General features: G+C 73.4%; 20 protein-coding genes. 12 read left to right on the top strand and 8 right to left on the bottom strand.

The genetic code is table 11. From position 1 onward, the window contains the following. Positions 1–115 precede the first annotated feature (115 nt). The gene (locus J2S44_RS32320) at positions 116–1,027 is read left to right on the top strand and encodes a diacylglycerol/lipid kinase family protein (RefSeq protein ID WP_310421560.1); all 912 of its coding nucleotides are present in this window, start codon (positions 116–118) and stop codon (positions 1,025–1,027) included. 7 nt (positions 1,028–1,034) lie between these two features. Here J2S44_RS32320 and J2S44_RS32315 read toward each other — a convergent pair whose 3' ends face one another. Then, positions 1,035–1,985, bottom strand: coding sequence for an NADPH:quinone oxidoreductase family protein (locus J2S44_RS32315; RefSeq protein ID WP_310421558.1), 951 nt, complete (start codon positions 1,983–1,985; stop codon positions 1,035–1,037). A gap of 139 nt (positions 1,986–2,124) precedes the next feature. Here J2S44_RS32315 and J2S44_RS32310 point away from each other — a divergent pair, with 139 nt between their 5' ends. After that, entirely contained in the window at positions 2,125–2,649 is a 525-nt protein-coding gene (locus tag J2S44_RS32310; protein WP_310421556.1) for a snapalysin family zinc-dependent metalloprotease, read from the top strand. A gap of 53 nt (positions 2,650–2,702) precedes the next feature. Then, complete coding sequence (locus J2S44_RS32305; RefSeq protein ID WP_310421554.1) at positions 2,703–3,848, top strand: aminotransferase class I/II-fold pyridoxal phosphate-dependent enzyme; 1,146 nt, start codon at positions 2,703–2,705, stop codon at positions 3,846–3,848. A 60-nt stretch (positions 3,849–3,908) separates the two neighbouring features. Here the strand turns inward: J2S44_RS32305 and J2S44_RS32300 are convergent, their stop codons facing one another. Further along, entirely contained in the window at positions 3,909–4,667 is a 759-nt protein-coding gene (locus J2S44_RS32300; RefSeq protein ID WP_310421552.1) for a hypothetical protein, read from the bottom strand. Positions 4,668–4,799: 132 nt separating this feature from the next. Between J2S44_RS32300 and J2S44_RS32295 the strand changes: the two genes are divergently transcribed. Together J2S44_RS32295 and J2S44_RS32290 are read left to right on the top strand one after the other, a co-directional pair. Beyond that, on the top strand, positions 4,800–5,462 hold the full coding sequence (locus J2S44_RS32295; protein ID WP_310421550.1) for a HEAT repeat domain-containing protein: 663 nt from the start codon (positions 4,800–4,802) through the stop codon (positions 5,460–5,462). After that, positions 5,449–6,495: a HEAT repeat domain-containing protein gene (locus J2S44_RS32290; protein WP_310421548.1), complete on the top strand. Its 1,047-nt coding sequence runs from the start codon at positions 5,449–5,451 to the stop codon at positions 6,493–6,495. Before J2S44_RS32295 ends, J2S44_RS32290 begins: the two co-directional genes overlap by 14 nt. A gap of 8 nt (positions 6,496–6,503) precedes the next feature. Here J2S44_RS32290 and J2S44_RS32285 read toward each other — a convergent pair whose 3' ends face one another. Together J2S44_RS32285 and J2S44_RS32280 are read right to left on the bottom strand one after the other, a co-directional pair. Beyond that, complete coding sequence (locus J2S44_RS32285) at positions 6,504–7,529, bottom strand: TerC/Alx family metal homeostasis membrane protein (RefSeq protein WP_310421546.1); 1,026 nt, start codon at positions 7,527–7,529, stop codon at positions 6,504–6,506. A gap of 203 nt (positions 7,530–7,732) precedes the next feature. Then, entirely contained in the window at positions 7,733–8,713 is a 981-nt protein-coding gene (locus J2S44_RS32280; protein ID WP_310421544.1) for a nitronate monooxygenase, read from the bottom strand. A gap of 23 nt (positions 8,714–8,736) precedes the next feature. Here J2S44_RS32280 and J2S44_RS32275 point away from each other — a divergent pair, with 23 nt between their 5' ends. Next, positions 8,737–9,606 (top strand): ion transporter, encoded by an 870-nt coding sequence (locus J2S44_RS32275; RefSeq protein WP_310421542.1) that lies wholly within the window; start codon positions 8,737–8,739, stop codon positions 9,604–9,606. 118 nt (positions 9,607–9,724) lie between these two features. On the opposite strand, the gene J2S44_RS32270 is transcribed toward J2S44_RS32275, so the two are convergent. After that, complete coding sequence (locus J2S44_RS32270; RefSeq protein ID WP_310421540.1) at positions 9,725–10,291, bottom strand: GNAT family N-acetyltransferase; 567 nt, start codon at positions 10,289–10,291, stop codon at positions 9,725–9,727. A gap of 88 nt (positions 10,292–10,379) precedes the next feature. Between J2S44_RS32270 and J2S44_RS32265 the strand changes: the two genes are divergently transcribed. The 3 genes from J2S44_RS32265 (at position 10,380) to J2S44_RS32255 (ending at position 12,352) form a co-directional block, all read left to right on the top strand. Continuing rightward, complete coding sequence (locus tag J2S44_RS32265; RefSeq protein ID WP_310421538.1) at positions 10,380–11,141, top strand: phosphotransferase; 762 nt, start codon at positions 10,380–10,382, stop codon at positions 11,139–11,141. A 91-nt stretch (positions 11,142–11,232) separates the two neighbouring features. Beyond that, the gene (locus tag J2S44_RS32260) at positions 11,233–11,811 is read left to right on the top strand and encodes a sensor domain-containing protein (RefSeq protein ID WP_310421536.1); all 579 of its coding nucleotides are present in this window, start codon (positions 11,233–11,235) and stop codon (positions 11,809–11,811) included. A 67-nt stretch (positions 11,812–11,878) separates the two neighbouring features. Then, complete coding sequence (locus tag J2S44_RS32255) at positions 11,879–12,352, top strand: GNAT family N-acetyltransferase (protein ID WP_310421534.1); 474 nt, start codon at positions 11,879–11,881, stop codon at positions 12,350–12,352. Here J2S44_RS32255 and J2S44_RS32250 read toward each other — a convergent pair. Further along, entirely contained in the window at positions 12,324–13,394 is a 1,071-nt protein-coding gene (locus J2S44_RS32250) for an SLAC1 family transporter (protein WP_310421532.1), read from the bottom strand. The two genes, J2S44_RS32255 and J2S44_RS32250, sit on opposite strands and share 29 nt — an antisense overlap. 11 nt (positions 13,395–13,405) lie before the next feature. On the opposite strand from J2S44_RS32250, the gene J2S44_RS32245 reads away from it, so the two are divergent. Continuing rightward, positions 13,406–14,317: a LysR family transcriptional regulator gene (locus J2S44_RS32245; RefSeq protein WP_310421530.1), complete on the top strand. Its 912-nt coding sequence runs from the start codon at positions 13,406–13,408 to the stop codon at positions 14,315–14,317. Between the two features lie 111 nt (positions 14,318–14,428). After that, positions 14,429–15,283, top strand: coding sequence for a hypothetical protein (locus tag J2S44_RS32240; RefSeq protein WP_310421528.1), 855 nt, complete (start codon positions 14,429–14,431; stop codon positions 15,281–15,283). 143 nt (positions 15,284–15,426) lie between these two features. Here J2S44_RS32240 and J2S44_RS32235 read toward each other — a convergent pair whose 3' ends face one another. Next, positions 15,427–17,064, bottom strand: coding sequence for a tetratricopeptide repeat-containing diguanylate cyclase (locus J2S44_RS32235; RefSeq protein ID WP_310421526.1), 1,638 nt, complete (start codon positions 17,062–17,064; stop codon positions 15,427–15,429). A gap of 647 nt (positions 17,065–17,711) precedes the next feature. On the opposite strand from J2S44_RS32235, the gene J2S44_RS32230 reads away from it, so the two are divergent. Then, complete coding sequence (locus J2S44_RS32230) at positions 17,712–18,062, top strand: cyclic-phosphate processing receiver domain-containing protein (protein ID WP_374727925.1); 351 nt, start codon at positions 17,712–17,714, stop codon at positions 18,060–18,062. A 1,122-nt stretch (positions 18,063–19,184) separates the two neighbouring features. Here J2S44_RS32230 and J2S44_RS32225 read toward each other — a convergent pair. Further along, complete coding sequence (locus J2S44_RS32225; protein WP_310409445.1) at positions 19,185–20,009, bottom strand: transposase family protein; 825 nt, start codon at positions 20,007–20,009, stop codon at positions 19,185–19,187. Between the last annotated feature and the right edge of the window lie 1,526 nt (positions 20,010–21,535).

The raw sequence follows: 21,535 nt of genomic DNA, 5'->3' as shown, positions 1-21,535 counted from the left end.
GTCCCCGGCCGGGCCGGTGCGGCCCGGGCGGCGACGCCACGCGGCACGGTCCGGGGGCGCCGGGCCGAGGAAAGCTCATTCGATAGGCTGCGCACCGATGCGGACGAAGCAACGCTTGACCGAGGACATTCACCGGGACCGGCGAGCGGTGCTCGTCGTCAACACGCACTCCCGGCGCGGCCGGCTGCTCTACGAGGGTGCCCGCACCCGGCTGCTCGCGGCCGGGTTCGACCTGATCGCGTCGTACCCGGTGGACAAGCCGAAGCACCTCGAGCGGACGCTGATCACCGCGCGGGAGTCCGGCGCGGACCTGGTGGTGGCCGGCGGCGGGGACGGCACGATCAGCACGGCCGCGCGGATGATGGCGCACCGGGAGAACGCGCTCGGCCTGCTGCCGCTCGGGACCACGAACAACTTCGCCCGCACGGTACGGGTGCCGATCGACCTGGACGAGGCGATCCGCACGCTGGCCGAGGGCAAGGTGGTCGACGTCGACCTGGGCCTGGCCGGGGACATGCCGTTCACCAACCACGTCGGCGTCGGGCTGTCCGCGGCCGTGATGCACGCGGCACCCCCGCCCCTGAAGCGGCTCGCCGGGCGCTGGGCGTACCCGCTGACCGGTGCGCTGCTCCTGATGCGGCACCGGCCGATGCGCGTGATCGTGCGCGCGGACGGCGAGGAGCACGAGTTCCGCACGCACCAGCTCTACGTGGCGAACGGCGGCTTCCACGCCGGACGGCCGATCACCAAGGACACGGACGCGGACGACCGGCTGCTGGTGGCGTACCCGGTCGGTGGCCGGGGACGGTTCGGGCTGGTGCGGGAGACGCTGCGGAACGCCTCGATCGGGCACCGGCGCACGCTCGACGACGACGTGTTCCTGCCGGTCGGCGAGCTGTGGCTGGAGACGGACCGGCCCGCGCCGGTCGAGGTGGACGGCGAGCCGCGCGGCCGGACGCCGATGCGGATCGGCCTGGACGCGAACGCGCTGCGCGTGATGGCTCCGGCCGACACCGTCGACCGCTGAGCCCGGCTCACGGCCGCAGGATCAACTTCCCCGCGGTGGTCCGGGCGAGGAGCGCACGGTGCGCGTCGGCCGCGTGCTCCAACGGGTACTCGCCGCCGCTCAGCGCGCGGAGCGAGCCGTCCGCGAGCGCGCCGAGCAGCTCGCCGATCGCCTTCGCGTAGAGGTCCGGGCGGCGGCGGACCACGTGGATCAGCCAGAAGCCGGTCACGCTGCGGCCCGCACGCATCAGCGCGGCCGGGACAACCGGCGTCGGCGGGGTCCGGCCGGCCATGCCGAAGTGCACCAGCCGGCCGAGCGGGGCCAGTGCGCGCAGGCTCTCGTCGAAGACCGTGCCGCCGGTCATCTCCAGCACCACGTCGACCTTCCGGCCGCCGTTCGCCTCGATCAGCACGTCCCGCAGCCCGTCCGCCGCGGAGTCGACGGCCACGTCCGCACCCAGGTCGCGGGTGATCGCGCGCTTCTCGGCCGTGGACGCGGTCGCGATGATCCGGCCGGCACCGGCGCGCCGGGCCAGCTGGATCGCCTGCGAGCCGGTGCCGCCCGCGCCCGCGTGCACCACCACGGACTCGCCCGGCTCCAGGCGCGCGGCCTGGTGCAGCAGCAGGTAGGCGGTGGAGCCCTGGACCAGCGTGCCGAGCGCGGCCGCGTCGTCGACCGCGTCCGGGACCGCGATCAGCCGGTCCGGGCGGACGACGACCTTCTCCGCGTACGCGCCGGAGCCGACCATCGTGGCGTAGCGGCGGCCGTCCGGGCCGCGCACGATCGCCTCCCCGCCCGGGATCAGCGGCAGCTCCTGTTTCGCCAGGTAGGAGTCCTCGGTCTGGTGGGTGTCGGCGTAGTTGACGCCCGCCGCGAGCACGTCCAGCACGACCTCGCCGTCGCCCGGCACCGGGTCCGGCACCTCGGAGACGGTCAGCAGCTCCGGGCCGCCGAACTCGGTGATCTGGATCGCGCGCACGGGCGTACCCCCTGATTTCTGTCCTCCGCCGGATTATCCGCTATCACACGGACGGTAGGCCGAAACCGATATATCCACAATCATCTGTGCGCTGGATAGCGTCGGGGGACCGTTCGCCACTCGATTGCGAGGTTCCGTGATGGTCCTACGAAGACTGTCCGCACTGGTCGCCGCGTTCACCCTGCTGCTCGGCGGCATGCTGGTCGCGGCGCAGCCGGCCCAGGCCGCCGTGCGCATCCTCTACTACGACGCCAGCACCGCGCAGGAGTTCGTGTCCGTCGTGCACCAGGGCGCGCAGATCTGGAACGCGCGCGTCACCAACGTGCAGCTGCAGCCGGTCACCGCCGGGCGCACGCCGAACATCCGGGTGTACGCGGACAACGGCTGGCCCCGCGCGTACGTCAACTCGCTCGGCAACGGCCGCTGGTACATGGGTCGCGAGGCGACCAGCCAGGGCTACTACCAGCCGCGGATCGCCGCGCACGAGTTCGGCCACCTGCTCGGCCTGCCGGACCGGCGCACCGGGCTGTGCACCGACCTGATGTCCGGCTCCAGCGCGCCGGTCTCCTGCCGCAACCCGAACCCGAACAGCACGGAGATCTCGCAGGTCAACGCCGCGTTCGCGGGCTCGCTGGTCACGGCCGGCACGTACGTCTGGAAGTGACGTCGTGGCACCGGCACCCACCGGGCTGGCGTGCCGGTGCCACGCTGCGTTCCATGGGGGTCGATCTCTTCGCGCGGTGCCGCGACTACGACGTGGCCCGGTCCGCCCGGGCAGCCGGGGTGTACCCGTACTACCCGGTGTTCGCCGGGCCGGGCGCGCCGGTCACCGAGCTGGACGGGCGGTCCGTGATCATGTGCGGGTCCAGCGACTACCTGGGGCTGGCCGCGGACCCGCGGGTGATCCGCGCGGCGCGGGACGCGGCCGACCGCTACGGCACGTCCCGGTCCGGGTCGCGCATGCTGAACGGCGGCACCCCGCTGCACGCGGAGCTGGAACGGGAACTGGCCGCGGCCGCCGGGCTGCCGGAGGCGCTGCTGTTCCCGACCGGATACCAGGCGAACGTGGGCGCGATCGCGGGCCTGACCGGGCGGCGGGACGTGGTGCTGGTGGACGCGGAGGCGCACGCGTCCGCGTACGACGGCGCCGGGCTCGGGCCGGGCCGGGCGGTCCGGTTCCGGCACAACTCCGCGGCCGACCTGGGCCGGCGGCTGGCCGCGAGCCCCGGCGACGCGGCGCGGCTGGTGGTGGTGGACGGGCTGTACTCGATGAGCGGCGACGCCTGCCCGCTGCCCACGATCGTCGAGACCTGCCGCCGGTACGGTGCCCGCCTGCTCGTCGACGACGCGCACGGCTTCGGCGTCCGGCCGCTGGACGTGGGCGGTGTGGACCTGCTGACGGTGACGTTCAGCAAGGCGCTGGCGTCGGTCGGCGGCGCCGTGCTCGGGCCGCCGGAGGTGCTGGACTACCTGCGGCACCACGCGCGGCCGGAGATCTTCAGCGCGGTCGCGCCGCCGTCCTCGGTCGCGGCCGCGCTCGCCGCGCTGCGGATCGGGGCGGCCGAGCCGTGGCGCGGCGAACGGGCGATCGCGGGCGCGGCCGGGCTGCGGGCCGCGCTCGGCGCCCAGGGACACACGGTGCCGGCCGGGCCGGGGCCGATCGTCGCGCTGCCGATGCCGGACCTGGCCTCGACGCTGGCGGCGTGGCGAGGACTGCTGGGTGCGGGCGTCTACGTCAACCCGGTGGTGCCACCGGCGGCCCGCTGCGGCCTCCGCGTCACGATCACGGCCGCCCACACGGACGCGCACCTCGACACGGTGGCCACCGCCTTCGCCGACCGGGTCACCCCCGACCCGCGCTGACCCACCCGCCCACCGCCACGCGGGCAATCCGGTCTCGGGTCCGTCTGGCGGCCGATGTGGTCAGTCGGACGACGAGGAGGAGGACGACGAGCCGGAGGACGAGTCCGGCGACGACGACGGTGAGGAGTCCGAGGACGGGCCGGACGACGACGAGCCGTGCGACGGATAGGACGGCGGGTCGTAGGACTGCGGACCCGAATACTGTCCGGGGTGCGACGGCGGCGGGTCGTAGGGCGCCTGGCCGGGATAGGGCGGCGGCTGCTGGCCGTACGGCGGCTGCCCCGGATACGGCGACTGCGGATCGCCGGCGGACGGCGGCGGATAGCCAGGCTGGCCCGGATAACCTGGTTGACCCGGGTAACCCTGCTGGCCTGGGTAACCCTGCTGGCCTGGGTAACCCTGCTGGCCTGGGTAACCCTGCTGTTCCGGATAGGGCGGCTGACCCGGCTGGCCCGGCTGATCCGGATAGGGCGGCTGGCCCGGGTGAGGCGACTGGGGGTCGCCGGAGGACGGCGGCGGGTAGCCCGGCTGGACCGGCGGCGGGTAACCCGGATAGCCGGCCTGGCCCGGCTGCCCCGGATGACCCGGTTGGCCCCCGTAACCCGCCTGGCCCGGATGACCCGGCTGGCCCCCGTGCCCCGGGTGGCCGGGCTGGCCCGGGTAGGGCGGCTGTCCACCGTACCCCTGCGGGGTCGTCCGGTTCCTGGTGGTCAGCTTGTAGATGCCGAAGGCGATCGCCGCGATCAGGCCGAGGCAGAGGAGCAGGCAGAGCCCTCGGCCGACGACCATGCCGAGCGTCCTGGCCGGATCGTTGTCCATGGCGCCTCCCTACCCGTGACTCGCCGCCCAGTACACACGCCTTCGCCGCCCGCCGCCACCCCGTTCGGTGGAACCGCGGGCTTGACCTTGTCACTGTGACAAGGTCTTCACTGGTGGGTGGAGGTGGTCATCATGGACACGCAACGACTGCGTGCCGCGCTCGACGCCGGCGATCCGGCGATCCGGCTGCGGGCGGCGCTGGCGATCGGGACGCGACCGGACGCGTGTCTCGTCGACGCGCTCGTGACGCGCTGCGGCGTGGAACCGGACTTCTTCGTCCGCGACATGCTCACCTGGGCGCTGACCCGGTTCCCGCCGGACGTCACGGTGCCGCGGCTGCGCGCGGAGCTGGGCGCCGCGCACGCCCCGGCCCGCGGTCAGGCGCTGCACACGCTGTCCAAGATCGGGGATCGGAGCGCCTGGCCGGCGATCACCCGGTCGCTGCTGCACGACCCGGACGACGAGGTGGCGCGCACCGCCTGGCGTACCGCGGTGGTGCTGGTGCCGGACGGGGAGCGGGCCGCGCTCGCCGCGGAGCTGGCCGCCGAGTTCGGCCGCGGCGACCGGGACGTGCGGCTGAGCCTGAGCCGCGCGATCGTGGCGCTGGACGACGTGGCCGAGCCGGTCCTCGCGGCCGCGATGGCACACCCCGACCCGGCGGTACGCGCGCACGCGCGCGCCACGGAACGGCTGCTGCAGGACCCGGACGCCGGTTTCGACCTGTCCGTGCACGAGGCGACCCGGGCCGTCGCGCTCGACCACACGAGGCGGGAGGCCGCGGGTGCTGATCGGTGAGGTGGCGCGCCGCTCGGGGGTGAGTGCCCGGATGCTCCGGCACTACGACACCCTCGGGCTGGTGCGGCCGACCGGCCGGACCGTGGGCAACTACCGGGAGTACACGCCGGCGGACGTCCGCCGGATCTTCCACGTGGAGGGGCTGCGGTCGCTGGGGCTGTCGCTGCGGCAGATCGCCCGCACGCTGGACGATCCCGGTTTCACGCCGTCCGCGCTGGTCGGCGACCTCATCCTGCAGACCGAGGAGCGGCTGCGCCGGGACCGCGAGCTGCTCGACCGGCTCCGGACCGTCGGCGCGGCCGAACCGGCCGGCTGGGAGGACGTGGCGCGCGTGGTCGAGCTGCTGCACGGCCTGCGGTCACGGAACGCGGAGCGGCGGCAGCAGACGGTGCTGGCCACGCCGCTGCCGGCCGAGTTGCTGGCCGGCGCGGTGCTCACCGAGGCCGATCCGTACGTCGCCGGCGCGCTGCGCTGGGCGCTGGCCCGCAGCGGCGGCGACGGTGCCGCGAGCCTGGCGTCCGGGCTGGCCGCCGGCGACGCCGAGGTGCGGCGCCGGGCCGTGCTGGCGCTCGCGGAGCTGCCCGGCGACGAGGCGACCGCGATGCTGACCGGCGCGCTGGACGATCCGGACCCGGCGATCCGGCGGTGCGCCGCGCTCGCGCTGGGCCCGCGCGGGGTGACCGCGGCCGTACCGACGCTGGTCCGGATGGTGGTGGACGGGCCGAACGACGTGGAGGCGGGTGAGCACCTCGGTGCGCTGGCGCGGGATCCGGCCCGGGCCGAGACGATCATGAGTGCGCTGACCGGTGAGCTCGCCGCGCACGCCACGGACCCGGCGGTACGGATCCGCCTGGTGCAGGCGCTGGCCGAGATGCCGGGCACGGTCGCGCTGGACGTGCTGCGCGCACTGTCGCTGGATGCCGACCGCCCGGTCGCGATGATCGCCGCGACGCTGGTGTCGGCGCTCACCCGCGGCGCGGAGCCGTCCGTGGCCGGGGGCGGGCCCCCGGCCACGGACGCGTCGTCGCGCTGACCGTCGCGCTATACGCGGGCCCGGTCGGGCTCCGGCTCGGTCCCGGCGGCGACCGCGGCGGCCTCGTCCCGGCGGTTGGCCGCCAGCGACGTGAGCGTGACCGTGACCAGCGTCAGGATGATGAACGCGAGGGAGAGCGGGGTCGGCACGTCCGGCACCCAGGACCAGACCGTGTGCGCCCAGTGCAGCACCAGCTTGAAGCCGATGAACGCCAGGATGATCGCCAGGCCGTGGTTGAGGTGCCGGAGCTTGCTCAGCGCGTTCTGCAGCACGAAGTACAGCGCGCGCAGGCCGAGCAGCGCGAATGCGTTCGTGGCGAACACGATGTACGGGTCCTCGGTCACGCCGTAGACGGCCGGCACCGAGTCGACCGCGAACACGATGTCGGTCATGAACACCGCGACCACGACCAGCGCCATCGGCGTGAGCGTGCGCTTGCCGTGCTCGATGATCGACAGCTTGGAGCCGTGGTAGCGGGTGGTCACCGGCATCAGGCGGCGCAGGATCTTGACGCTGCGCATGCCGTCGATGTCGACCTCGTGGTCCGTGCCCTTGATCGCGTCGCGCATCACCTTGACGGCGGTGACCAGCAGGATGCCACCGAACAGCAGGAACGCCCAGGTGCCGGTGCTGAGCACGGCCGCGCCCATGGCGATGAAGACCGCCCGGAGGACTAGCGCGCCGACGATACCGTAGAGCAGGACACGCTGGGCCAGCTCCTTCGGCACGGCGAAGGCGGCGAGGAGCAGCATGAAGACGAAGAGGTTGTCGACGGAGAGGGACTTCTCGACGACATATCCGGTGAAGAACTCGATCGACGGGGTGGCGCCGTAGAGCGGCCAGATGATCAGGCCGAACGCGACCGGCAGGGCCAGGTAGAAGATCGTCCAGCCGACGGCTTCCTTCATGTGCACGTCGTGCGGTCGCCGGGTGATCGCGAAGTCCACGGCCAGCAGGCCGAGCAGGATGGCGAGCGTGATGCCCCACAGGGTGGGGGATCCGATCGTCTGGAGCGGAGCGGACAGGACATCCACGGGTGTGCCTCCTCAGGCGCACGCGAAATCGCCTGAGGTCTCCCCCACCGTGCGCGAACGCGGGCACGGCGACCGTCCGGGGGTCACATGGGTGCACCCGTACTGACCGGAACGATCTTTGTGGGGTACTCCCCTCGACGGGCAACCATATGGGCTCTCCCTGGATGATTCCTGAGAATCACCAGTTCAGGAGGGTGTTGTGACTAATTGCAACCGGCCAGCGTGCGCAGGATCTCACCGGCGGGCCCGGGGCGTGCGTCCGCATGCGCCGTGCCGGCCCACAGGTTGATCGACTCGGCGTCGCCCCGGGCCGCCGCGGCCGCCCGGATCGGCGCGGTCAGGTGGTGGACCGCCGGGTAGGCGAGCGGCGCGTACGGGCCGTACGCGTCGGTGAACCGGTTGCGGAGCGCCCGGGCGGGCCGGCCGGTGAACGCGCGGGTGACCACGGTCTCCCGCCCCTCGGTCAGCGCGGCGCGGTGGGCCGCACGCGTGCCGGCCTCGTCCGCGAGCAGGAACGCGGTGCCGGCCTGGACCGCGGTCGCGCCCGCGTCCAGCAGCGCCCGCACGTCGGCCGCGGTGCCGGTGCCGCCGGCCGCGACCACCGGTACCGTCCTCGGCACGTCGCGGAGCAACTCGATCGCGGTGCCGGAGCCGTCGTGGCCGGCCGGGTCGTACGTGCCGGAGTGGCCGCCCGCGGTGCCGGCCTGCGCGACCAGCGCGTCCGGGCCGAAGGCGAGCGCGCGCCGGGCCTCCCCCGGCGTGGTCACGGTGATCAGCACGGTGCTGCCGGCCGCGCGCAGCCCCGCGACCGCGTCCGCCGGCGGCAGGCCGAACGTGAAGCTGACGTAGGGCACGCCCGCGGCGATCCGCAGCTTCTCGGCGAAGTGGTCGTCGTCGGCGAGCGGCGGTTCCGGCAGCGGGCCGTGGTCCCGCTCCAGCCTGGTCCGGTATTTCGCGACGTCGTCCGCGTCGGCGGGGGTGGTGTCCGGCACGAAGATGTTGAGCCCGAAGGGCACGCCGGCCGCGCGGGCCGCCGCCACCTCACGCGCGGTCGCGTCGGGGGTCTTGTAGCCGGCCGCCAGGAATCCGAGGCCGCCGGCACGCGCGGCCTCGACCACCAGCGCGACCGTGGACGGACCCCCGGCCATCGGCGCGACGACCACCGGGCGGGACAACTCGATCACGGTACGGAATCTACCCTGCATTCATGATCACGCATTCCCCGCTCGCCCGCGCCTGCGCCGCGATCCGCGACCACCGCGCCTTCGAGATCGTGATCGTGGTGGTGATCGGCGCGAACGCCGTGGTGCTCGGCATCGAGACGTACCCGCACCTCGGCGGGTGGGAACCGATCCTGCACGGTCTGGAGCTGAGCTTCCGGGCCGTGTTCGTGCTCGAGATAGCGATCCGGATCCTGGCGCACGGCCGGCGCCCGCAGGACTTCTTCCGCAACGGCTGGAACGTCTTCGACTTCGTCGTGATCGCCGCGGTGTTCATCCCCGGCCTGCACGGCGACTCCGCGCTGCTGCGCATCCTGCGGATCGCCCGGGTGCTGCGCCTGGTCCGGTTCTCCCCCGGTCTGCGCACGATCGTCACCGCGCTGCTGCGCAGCCTCCCCGGCATCGGCGGCTTCCTGGCGCTCGCGCTGGTCACCGTCTACCTCTACGGCATGGCCGGCTGGCTGATCTTCGCCGACGCGTTCCCCGAGCAGTACGGCACGGTCGGCCGCGCCGCGATCACGCTCTTCGTGCTGCTCTCCCAGGAGAACCTCCCCGACCTGATCGCGCAGGGCATGGCCTACTCCCCCTGGACCCTGCTCTACTACGTCAGCTACGTCCTGATCACCGCGAACCTGCTGGTGAACATCCTGATCGCGGTCATCGTCAACTCCATGGAGGAGGCCCGCCGCCTGGAGATCACCGAGGGCCTCTCACACGGGTACGACGCGGACGGCGACGGCGTCCCCGACGAGATCGACCGGATCGCCATCAGCCAGCGCATCGACGACCTGCACGCGCTCCTCGCCGAACTGGAACGCGACCTCCGCATCGACCGTGACCGCGAACGTGACCGTTGACGCCGCGCCGGGTGGGTCGTCCCGGCCACGGCGGGACCGGCAGGGAGGAGCCCTGGCGACGACCGGTGCCCGCGGGAGCATGCGGGCCGCGGCACGCCGGAAGCGGGAAAACCGCTCCTCAGTTCGTGATCTCGCCGCTCGTCCGGGCGCGCCAGGTGGCGGCGTCGAGGCGGTAGAGGACGCACGGCTGGAGGGGGTCGTCCGGGGACATGTTGGGGTGGTGGAAGTCCTCGGCCGGGTCGTGGCGGAAGCCGAGGCGCCGCATGACGGCGCGGGAGCGCGTGTTGGTGTGGGCGGTGAAGGAGACCAGGCCGGGCAGCGCGAGCGTGGTGAACGCGTGGGCGAGGACGGTGCGGGCGGCCTCGGTGGCGTAGCCGTGGCCCCAGGCGTGGCGGGACAGGCGCCAGCCGATCTCGATCGCGGGCGTGAAGTGGGCCTCGAACCGGGGGCGGGCCAGGCCGACGAAGCCGATGAAGCCGCCGGGGGCGTCGACGGCCCAGAGTCCGTAGCCCTGGCGGGCCAGGTCGCCGTCGACGCGGTCGATCATCGCGTCGGACTGCGCGCGGGTCAGCGTCGCGGGGAAGTGCCGCATCACCTCGGGATCCGCGTTCAGCGCGGCGAACGGCTCCCGGTCCGTGTCGCGCCAGCGCCGCAGGGTCAACCGCTCGGTACGCAGCTCGGTCACCCCGGGATCCTACGGCCGGTGAGCACCGCGGGTCCGCCGCGGGCGCCCCGGCGCACGCGAACCCGCCGGACGCGGGAGGATCGACGGCGTGGACGAGGAGATTCTGCTGCCGCGCGGGAACGTGAGCGGCGACATCGTGCGCGTCGGCGACACGGTCCGGCGGCCGGCCGGGCCGTGGACGCCGTCGGTGCACGCGTTCCTGGAGCACCTGCACGCCGCCGGCTTCGCGCACGCGCCGCGGCCGCTCGGGTTCGACGAGCGCGGGCGGGAGGTGCTGACGTTCGCGGCCGGGACGGTCCCGTGGGGGGACGAGCTGCGGTTGCTGGCGGCGGACGACGCGGTCCGGGCGGTGGCCCGGGTGATCCGCGAGCTGCACGACGCGGCCGCGGGTTTCGTGCCGCCGCCGGACGCGGTGTGGAACACGCTGATCGCGCCGGACCGGGCGGAGCTGATCACGCACAACGACCTCGCGCCGTGGAACCTGGTGATCGGCGACCGGCTGACGTTCATCGACTGGGACGGGACCGCGCCCGGCTCACGGCTGTGGGACCTGGCCTACGCGGCGCACGGCTTCCTGCCGCTGGCCCGCTGGTCGGACTGGGACCACGGGCGGCGGCTCGGCGTGTTCGCGGACGCCTACGGCGCGGACGAGGCGATGCGCGAGGCGCTGGTGCCGTTGCTGGCGCGGCGGACCGCGGCGATGCACGACTTCCTCCGGGAGCAGGCGGCGCTGGGCGTGGAGCCGTGGCTGACGCACTGGCGGACCGGGCACGGGGACGCGTGGCGGGACGACACGGCCTACATCGAGGAGCACGGAACCGTGTGGCGGCGGGCGCTCGGCCTGTCGTAGTAGGTAGGGGTCGTAGGTAGGGCAAGCCCTACCCCACACGTAGGGGCTCGCCGGATGGGCCGGCGCGACCGCGATCGATAGCGTCGACGGCATGACGACCGTGACCGTCACCGCCGGGCCGGACCTTTCACCGCGACAGCTCTGGGTGGACACCCGCTACGTGCTGACCGGCTTCCCGATCGGCGTGCTCACCTCCGCCGGCCTGGTCGCCGCGGTCGTGCTCGGCCTGGGCACGGCGATGATGGTGGTCGGCGTGCCGATCCTGGCCGCGGTGCCGGCCGTCGCCGGGCGGGTCGCCGAGGCGGAGCGGCGGCGCGCGGCGCGGGTGCTCGGCCGGGCGGTCCCGGCCCCGCAGCGCCGGCGGTGGTGGCCGGCCCTGGCACACGGCGTGCTCCGGGTCGTGCCGAGCGCGCTGGCGTTCACGCTGGTCGTGACGTGGTGGGCGGCGGCGGTCACCGGGTTGAGCGCGTCGCTGTGGGACTGGGCGGTCCCGTACGGGCCGCGGGCCGAGGGCCTGCCGGAGCTGGTCGGGCTGGGCTCGGCGACGGAGACCCGGATCTGGCTCTACATGGCCACCGGGTTGCTCTTCGCCCTGACGCTGGCGCCGCTGGTCCGGACCGTGGCGCGGATGGAGGCCCGGTTCGCCGAGCGCATGCTGGGCGGCGCCTGATTCGTCCTTTTGCCCGGCCTTTGTGCGTGCCGGTTCGCGCGGCCGGGAGAGGGCTAGGGTGCGGGACATGACGACCGTGACGCTGCGCCCGATGCACGCCGGTGAGTTCGGCGCCTTCCGGGCATCCGTGCTGGATCTGACGGTGGACTCGCTGATCACGGCCGTGGGGATCGCGGCCGAGGTCGCGCGGGCGACCGCGTTCGACGGCGTCTGCGCGTTGCTGCCGCTCGGCTTCGACACGCCGGGCCACGTGCTGCTGATCGGCGAGTCGGACCGCGGGCGGATCGGCGCGGCCTGGTTCGGGCTGCGGCACCCGCACGGCATCGCGGGCTGCGGCTACCTGCACATGCTCACGGTGGACGCCGGCCATCGCGGTCACGGTCTCGGCCGGGCGCTGCTGTCCGCGGTGGAGGCGGAGGCCCGGTCCCGCGGCTGCGCGGCGCTGGAGCTGAACGTGTTCGGCACCAACAAGGCCGCGGTCGCGCTGTACGACTCGGCCGGCTACGACGTGATCACACAGCAGCTGCGGAAGTCGCTCTGAGCCAGCGCAGCGTCCCACCGGCGGCGAGCACCCAGCCGCACAGCAACAGCGCGAAGAGCGCGAGGGCCAGCCCGGCCAGCGGTGCCGAACCGGTCCGCGCGGACAGGCCGGCCACGCCGGTCACCAGCGTGCCGACCGGGAACGTGAACGCCCACCAGCCCGGCGTGAACGGCAGCCCGTCCCGCGCGGCCCGCAGCGTCAACGCGGCCGCGAGCGACAACCAGAGCAGCGCACACCCCAGCACCGGTACGGCATAGAGCACCGCGGCCGCGTTCGCCGCCCCGGCCAGGTGCGGCGGGGCCGCGGCGGCCAGCAGGTGCGCCGCCGTCATCGACTGCCCGAGCGGGCCGAGCACGATCCACAGCGTGGGTACGCCGGCGGCCGCGCCCGGCCCGTGCGCGGCCAGCCTCGACCACACCTGACCGATCACCACGGCCGCGGCGGCCAGGCTCGCGCCGAACATGGCCGCGCACGCGATCAGCAGCTGGGTGCGCGGCTCGCCGTCCGGCAGGTGCGCCGCGAGCAGCGCGCCCTGCGCGGCCGCGACCATCGGCGGCACCACCGGCATCAGCCGCCCGCCGGGTGCCTCGCCGGGCCCGCCCCAGCCCCGGGTCATCGTCCGGTACGGGATCAGCACGGCCGTGACCAGCCCACCGGCGGCGCCGACCAGCCAGCACGCGGTGGCGACCGGGACCGCGCCGGGGACCTCGACCATGAGCGCACCTGCGCCGATCGTCATCACGGCCATCGGCGGCGCGCCCCAGAAGTGCGCCGCGGCCGGATCGTCGAGGTAGGTGCGCCGGTTCCGGCGCAGGTGCCGGGCGAAGCCCACGGTCAGCGCGGCCAGCAGCACGACCGCGGCCGCCCAGACCACGGTGGCGGCCCGGTGCACGCCGGGGAGGTGCTGTGGCAGCGACAGCGCCGCGGTGGCGAGCACGCCGGTGCCCATCACGGTCGCGAACCAGTTCGGCCCGAAGTTCATGGTCTCCAGGCTGGCCGGGTGCACGGCGGTCCGGTAGGCGGCGTTTCCGTCTGAGGTCATAGCCTGCGCCTATGCCTCTGCCGCCGCCGGTGTCCGACCTGACCGGCTTCGACCTGCTGCTCTCCGTCGCCCGGCTGGGCAGCGTCGGCCGCGCCGCCCGGGAACACCGCGTCTCCCAGCCCGCGGCCAGCGCCCGCCTCCGCCGGCTGGAACGCACGCTCGGCCTGACGCTGCTCGACCGCGGCCCGCGCGGCTCCACGCTCACCGCGCACGGCGCGCTCGTCGCCGACTGGGCCCGGACCGCGCTCGACGCCGCCACCGCGCTGGCCGAGGGCGTGGCCACGCTCCGCGAGACCGCGGGCGGCCGGCTGCTGATCGCGGCCAGCCAGACCGTGGCCGAGTACCTGCTGCCCGGCTGGCTGGTCGCGGTGCGCGCCGGCCATCCCGGGCTCGCGGTCGCGCTGCAGGCGGCGAACTCCGCGTCCGTGGCGTCGCTGGTCCTGGACGGCGGCGCGGACCTGGGTTTCGTCGAGGGCCCGGACCTGCCGGCCGGCCTGCACGCGGAGACCGTCGCGGCGGACCGGCTGGTCGCGGTGGTCGGGGCGGGTCATCCGTGGGCACGGCGCCGGCGCGGCGTCACCGCGGCCGAGCTGGCGGCCACGCCGCTGGTCGCCCGCGAGGCGCTGTCCGGCACCCGGCGCGCGCTGGAGGCCGCGCTGCGCGCCCACGGCGTGACGTCGGTGGCACCGCCGCTGCTGGAGCTGTCGTCGACCACCGCGATCAAGCATGCGGTCCTGGCCGGCAGCGGCGCGGCCGTGCTCAGCTCGCTGGCGGTCTCGTCCGAGCTGACCGCCGGCACGCTCGTCGAGGTCCCGGTGCCGGACGTCCGCCTGGACCGCTCCCTGCGCGTCGTCTGGCCCGCCGGACGCCAGCTCACCGGCGCACCGCGCGACCTGTACCTGATCGCGCGCCGAGCCGGGTGAACCCCCGCCCGCTCGCCCGCGAGGCCGGGTGAGCGGCGGGTCCGCGGCCACCCGCGGGGGGCGGAGGTGGAGGCGGCGTCGCGGTTGCCGAGGTGGTCTAGGGTGGGCGATATGCCGCAAAACGGACGCCGCCAAGGGCGGCGCAGTCAGCGCACCACCGCCTTCCGGGTGGCCCGCGCGGCCTTCACCTTCGTCGTGGGCGTCGCGGGACCGATCGGCCTCGCCATCACCGTGCACCAGGTCTACCTGTCGAAGCCGGTGACGACCGCGCCGCAGGGCCGGGACGCGGAGCTCGGTGCCGGGCCCGCACCGGCCGCGGACGGCACGGCGGGCCCCACCGGCGCGGCGGAGACGCCGGCCGGCCGATCCGCGGCCGGGCCGCCGGCGGGACCGGTCACCGCGCCAGCCGGGAGCGGGCCGGTCGCCGGCGGACCGGACGCCGGTGGACCGGACGCCGGTGGACCGGACGCCGGTGGACCGGACGCCGGTGGATGGGACACCGCTCGACCGGACGCCGGTGGGCGGGACGCCGGTGTGCCGGACGCCGCCGGGCCCGGTGACCTGCCGCCGGCCGCCGGACGGTCCGGGAGCGGCGGGACGCGCACCGACCGGGTGGCGAGCGGCGACAGCGGGCACCGGGAACCGGCCGCGCCCTCGCCGGCCCCACCCGCCGCGCCCACCACCGCGACGACGCCGGCCACGGACGCCGGGGCCGAGCCCTGCCGGTGGAAGGTCCGCTGGCGGTCGGTGGGGATCTACCGGTCCCCGGTCGATCCGGAGCCGGTCACGTACGCGACGCGGAACCAGGTCCTGACCGGCGACTGCCGGACGGTCACCGGCTCGTCGCGCCGGCCCGGCCGGGCGAGCGAGGTGTACTACCGGGTCGACGCGGGCCGCGACCCCGACGGCACACCGCTGCCCGCCGGGTACGTGCTCGCCGAGTCCCTGGTCACCGCGCTCCCCTAGGCGCTGCACCGACGTGGACGGCCGGGGGTTCGTGGTGACCGGCGGCGGGACGTGCAGGGAGGAGCCCTGGCGACGACCGGTGCCCGCGGGAGCGAACGGACGGTGACCACGCCGGAAGCGGGAAAAGCAGCCCTTGATCCGGTTCAGTCCGACGCGGTGACGCGGTCGCGGCCGGCGCGTTTGGCGGCGTAGAGGCGGGCGTCCGCGCGCGGCAGGAGCAACGCGGGATCACCGTGGTCGTGCTCGGCGACGCCGATGCTGACCGTGACCGCGAGACCCGGCTGGAGCGCCGACCAGTCGTGGCCGGCCACCACCAGCCGCAGCTTCTCGGCCAGGTGGGCGGCCTCGGGCAGGTCGACGCCCTCGAACGCGATCAGGAACTCCTCGCCGCCGAGGCGGGCGACCAGGTCGATGCCGCGCACGTGCTCGCGGAGCAGCGCGCCGATCCGGCGCAGCACGTCGTCGCCGGCGGCGTGCCCGTACCGGTCGTTGACCAGCTTGAAGTGGTCGACGTCCGCGATCGCGAGACAGAACGGGCGGCCGGTGGCGTCCGCGAGCGCGGCCATCTCCGGCAGGCGCTGGTCGGCGGCGCGGCGGTTCGCGAGACCGGTGAGCGCGTCGGTGAGCGCCTGCTGCTCCAGCTCGGCGCTGCGCATGCGGTGCAGCTCCGACTCCAGGCGTGCGTTGTCGGCCTCGAGACGCGCGTTGTCCAGCTCGAACAGGTGCACCATCATCCGGGCGCGGACCGCGGCGACGTCGTTGTGCGCCTCACGCTCCAGCGCGTGGTACGACCGGTAGTGCGTCAGCGCGGCCTTGAAGTCGCCGATCCGCTCGTACGCCTGGGACAGCTGGAGGTGGATGGCCATGGTCATCGGCTTCTCCTTGGCCTCCGTGACGCGCTCCAGCGCCTCCAGCAGGCCGAGCACCGCGATCGCACAGTCGCCGCGGAGCAGCCGGATCTGCGCCTGATGCTGCAGCGCGGCCGACTCCAGCGAGCGGTAGCCGTGCGCGAGCGCGATCATGCGCGAGTTCTCCACCAGCGTGAACGCCTCGCCGTAGTCCCCCCGATGCGCCATCAGCATGCCGAAGTTGTCCAGCACGATCGACTGCCGGTACGGGTGGTTCGCGGCCTGCGCCAGCTCCAGCGCGGTCCGCACGTGGCCGAGCGCGGTCTCCAGCAGCTCCTCCGCCTCGTCCGCCCGGCCCAGCTCGCGCAGCTGCGGGATGCGGAACACCGCGTTGTCGCCCAGGTTGTTCAGCACGCAGAAGCGGGCCTCGTCGTCACCCGGGTCGACCATCGCCAGCGCGTGCCGCAGACACTCGTTGCTGGCCGCGAGGTCACCCATGGCCGCGTGCACCACGCCGGTGCGGTTGTGCACCCAGTAGAGCAGTGCGCGGTCGTCCAGCCGCTGGGCGATCCGCCGGGCCCGGTCCAGCGCGTCCAGCGCCTCCTCGTGCAGGCCGAGATCGTTGAACGGGATCGCCTGGACGGTCAGCGTCTCGCAGATGCCCCGCTCGTCGCCGATCGACTCGAACAGCCCGGCCGCCTGCGTGCACGCGGTGATCGCGGCCTCCTGCTCGCCGACGCGGAGCAGCTGGTTCGCGGCCAGGCGCAGCGCGGACGCCTGCCCGGCCACGTCACCGCGCTCGGCGCTGAACTCCGCGGCACGCCGGGCGAGCTCCACCCCGGCCCGGTAGTCACCACGCCCTCGCGCGGCCTCCGCCTCCTCGTACAGCGAGGCGGGCCGTCTGTCCGCTTCCGTGACGCCGCTGGTCGACAAGCCGCGCCTCCTTCACGCCCGCCCGGTCGGCCTGTCCGGCCGATCCGTGCGGCCTTTCGGCCCAACCTATGGCATCCGGAGGAATTACCACCAACTGAGACCCCCGTCACACGAACGGTGATTGAGGTTGCCCGAGGTCAATGCCCATGTCATCGATTTCGGTCGGATCCGCTACCGTGCGGTATTGCACGTGATCTCCGGGGGGACTTGGAACGGCCCCGACCACACGAGACCCGAAGGGAAGCCGACCTTGACGCCCACCTCCGTCCGCAGCGGTGCCTCCACCGCTCAACCGACCGATCCGCGGTGCCTGCACTGCAAGGAACCCTTGGTTCAGGACGACATCTGGGGCTGGATGCACGAGGGCCAGCGCTACCTGTGCCGCGACCCGCGCACCGGTGAGCTGCTGACCCAGGCGGCCACGCTCATCTGAGGACCCCGGGTGGCCCCGACCGGGCCGCCCGGACCCGCCGGCCGCGCCGGAAGCCGATCGAGCCGCTTCCGGCGTGGTCACGTCCGGCGTGGGCGCGTCCGGCGTGGGCGCGTCCGGCGTGGGCGCGTCCGGCGCTCCCCGCGGGCACCGGGTCCGGCGGCCGGATCAGCAACCCGCCGGCGGAATACGCGCGCCCTGCCCGGTGAGGTAGCCGATGATGGTCTCCGTGCTCACCGTCCTGGTCGACGACCTGCGCTCGTTCACCGACGGCCGGGCCGCGCTCGTCGCCCGTACCAGCGCGGACGCGGTCACACTGCTCGGCCGGCACCGCCACGACCACATCGACGAACTGTGGCTCGACCACGACCTCGGCGGCACGGACACGATCTGGCCCGTGGTCACACTGCTCGAACAGGCCGCCTTCGACGGCACGCCCTTCGACATCGGCGCCGTCCTCATCCACTCCGCCAACCCACCCGGCGCGATCCGGCTGAACCAGACACTGCGGCGCTGGGGGTACCGGGTTCGAGCGGTGCCGGGGAGCCCGGCGGTGGGGTATCGCTGAGCGGGGCTTGTCGCCGGATGCCCAACCTTCCGCGCCCAGCCGGCGGGCCATACCTACCTCGGCTCAGGAGCCCAGCCTTCCGCGCCCAGCCGGCGGGCCACCCGCGCCCGCACAGGAAGGCTGATCATCGCGCCCGGTCGGTGAGCGATGCCTATGCCCGCTCAGGTCGCCAGCTTCCGCGGCCAGCCGCGAGCCGTGCATATGTGTGCCCAGGTAGCCTGCTTCCCGCGCCCAGCTGGCGCCGCACGCATGTCGGCCCCGGGAGGCCGGTTCCCGCGCGCGACCGGCGAGCCGCACCCCCGCGACTGCCCGGATGGCTTGAACCTCATGTCTTCCCCGCGGAGCATTCCAGTGCGTCACAGCGGCCCGCTCGCCCGCCCCGGGACAGGCGGGCGCGCCTCTCGTCGAGTCCGAGCGGATCTGGCCTCGGTGCCTGATCCGGCGACCTCAGCTGGCGACCGCGGCTGGCGACCGCGGCTGACGACCTCGGCTGACGACCTCGGCTGACGACCTCGGCTGACGACCTCGGCTGACGACTGCGGCTGGCGGCTCGAGTCTGCGGCCGCTCCTGCCGTTCTCGGTGCGTCACCTGTCTGACCGGGGGTGTGATCGCGCACCGAGTGACCGGGATTTCGGCTTATCGGTGTCTGGTGGGTTGGTGGTGGCGTTTGGGGATGCCTCCGGCGGATCTCGGGCGCCGGTGCATGGCGGGGCTTGCTGGGTGTCGGGGGTCCGTGGGGGCCGGCTGTTTTTTCGTGGCGGGTGTGGGTTGCGTCTGTGGGCCGGGATGCTCCGTCTGCCGTCGACCAGGCGAAGCCGAGCAGATCTTCGGCAGGGCCGCCAGCCTGGCCGGTGGCCGGCAGGGGCGGCGCTGGCGCGCCGACCCTGCCTTGGCTGCGGACTCGCCGGGTGTGGCGGCCCTGCCGAAGATCTGCACCCCAAGGGTGGTCGACGGCAGACGGTGCATCCCGGCGGTGCCGGTTCTGTGCTGGCGCACGTCCGCGAGGACCACCACGGTTGTCGTCGTGAATCACTTCTGCGATGTTGGGTTTCTTGGCAACTATTGCCGTTTGCACTTCGGCGCGGTTCTCGTGTGCCCATGTGACTGCCATTGAGGTGATCTCAGTGAGTTTCGGGCAGGATTCGGTATTCGAAGTGGGTGAGGTGAAGTGCGGCGGCGACGATGTCACCGATTCGTCGTGGGCTGGCGGTGGTATGGCGTAGCGTTTTCCAGCGGCCGACGAGGATGGCGAAGCCGCGTTCGCCTTGCCAGCGCAGGCCGCGTAGCAGCCGGTTCACCGTCCGGTTCGCCACCGCGAGTTGCCGGCCGCCGGCCGGTTGTTTGGTGGGGGTTTTGATGCCGTGACCTGCTCCTTCGTAGCCGGCGTCGGCGAGGGCCGGCAGCTGCAGTTCGGCGGCGGCCCAGTTCAACGCGGCGGTGACGCCCAGCTGCTGAGCGCAGCTGAGATCATGCATATGCCCGGGCAGTGACGGTGAGGTCCAGATGATCAGCCCGTCAGGGCGCATGACGGCCTGGACGTTCGCGCCGAAGTCCCGGTGCTTTCCCGAGTACCAGGCGTCGATCGTCTCGCCCTTCACGCTGGTGGCGGTCTCCGCGAGGCGGTCACAGTCGAACAGCTTGCCGTCCAGAATGACGAACGCCCAGCCCTCGTCGGCGGCCCGTTGTAACGCCTCATGCAGATCAGGTGCCTGGGCGGACAGCACGGTGATGCCTTCGGCGAGATACCGGTAAACGGTGGCCCGGGAGATCCCGAACCCGGCGCCCAGCACCGTGGCGTCTTCGGCTTTGCGGAACCACACTATGACCAGCAGCGCCTGGTAGAAGCAGGTCAACGACCGTGTCCCGCGACGGGTGCCCCTCGCCCGCCGTTCGGCGGACAGCAGCTGGGCAAGGTAGCGCACCAGTTCCCTGGGCACGTCGAGCATGGCAGGATAAGCGATCACGTGGAGCCCTCTCGTAGACCTGTTCCGTCGCAAGAACCTGTCTATCGATGGCTCCACGCCCATATCCAGCACCATCCGCTTCGACCCGATATGCCCGTGTCTACAGCAGAACCGCGCCGCAAGTCCTCGTTGAGATCACCTCACTGAAGCTTATCCGATCCACGGGGCGCCGGCGGTGGAATGTGCGGCGGGGCGGGAAGGTCTCGTATCGCGAATGGCGAACGATCGCGTGTGGGCCGGCGGCAGTGATGGGGGCGGTGGTGATCGCTGTTTTGTGCGAGGATTTCTTTATGCGGCAGCTGCAGTTGTTCACGTCGAGTGAATTGGCCACGATGCGGGATCGGACTGCGTCGCGGAACTGTTCTGCCGTGCGCGACGAGTTTCGTAAGGTACAGCAGGAGCGGCGTTACTGGGGGAAGCGGCGTGGTCATATAGAGCGTCTGCGCCGGGAGTGTGGTTACTCCCATGTCGAGGCGGTCGAAGCGGTTGACGGCGTGCGTCGACGGCCGGCTCCCGCACGTGGGCACGCGCCTACGGGGCCGCGGATGCCCTCGCCTGACCGCACGCTCAGCGCGTCGCGGGCGCCCGCACGCGAACGCGAACCCCGAACGCCGCAGACACTTTCGCCTGACCACGGACCCAGCGCGCCGCAGACACCCTCGCCCGGCCACGCACCCAGCGCACCGCAGACACCCCCGCCCGGCCACGCACCCAGCGCACCGCAGACACCCCCGCCCGGCCACGCACCCAGCGCACCGCAGACACCCCCGCCCGGCCACGCACCCAGCGCGCCACGGACGCCCTTGCCTGACCATGCGCAGCGCGCAGCAGGCACCCGCACGCCGGCCATGCCGCAGACGCCCTGCTTGACCGCACGCTCAGCGCGCCGCAGGCGTCCTTACGCGACAGTGGGCCAAGCAAGCGGCAGAATTCCCCGGGCAGCATCGCCTGCGTCGCACTGCGTCGTGGTCGTGGTCGGACGCGCGCGACGGGGACAGGCGCCGTGCAGCCCGGTCGCCGGGCGCGTGCCGCCGCCGGTGAGGGTGATTCGGCGGTTATTGCCCCGACCGATTCGAAGTCGGCCCGATTTATGCTTCCGCGTGGCCCCGACCAGCTCGACCGATCGCCGATGATCGCGACCTGCAGGCAAATTTATTCGGCAACGACGATGACCCGGGAGCGACATCCGGCCCACAGTGGCGAATATCGCTTACGCATCAGAAGAAATGGCCGGAATACCGAACACGGAAAGTTGGCGCTCACGGTGGTGCGACTTTCTTGGGGTTCCGTTTTCGGTGCGACTGTTCCGCGGATGGGAGTTGGTTCCGGAATGGCGGCGCGGCCGCCCTGAATGAGGCGCATCGAAAGTCATGTTGAGCGACGGTCAGCAAGTGCCGCCGCAATTCACCGATGTGCGCGGGATACCAGCGGCACCGACGACCGCATGGGCGCCCAAAAGCCTTCTCGGCACGCCGGGGAGGCGCCCTGGCGTGCCGAGGCGGCGGGAG

Source organism: Catenuloplanes niger, from assembly GCF_031458255.1.
In the GTDB taxonomy this organism is placed as follows: Bacteria; Actinomycetota; Actinomycetes; order Mycobacteriales; family Micromonosporaceae; genus Catenuloplanes; species Catenuloplanes niger.
This window is presented reverse-complemented; position numbering and strand designations above follow the sequence as displayed.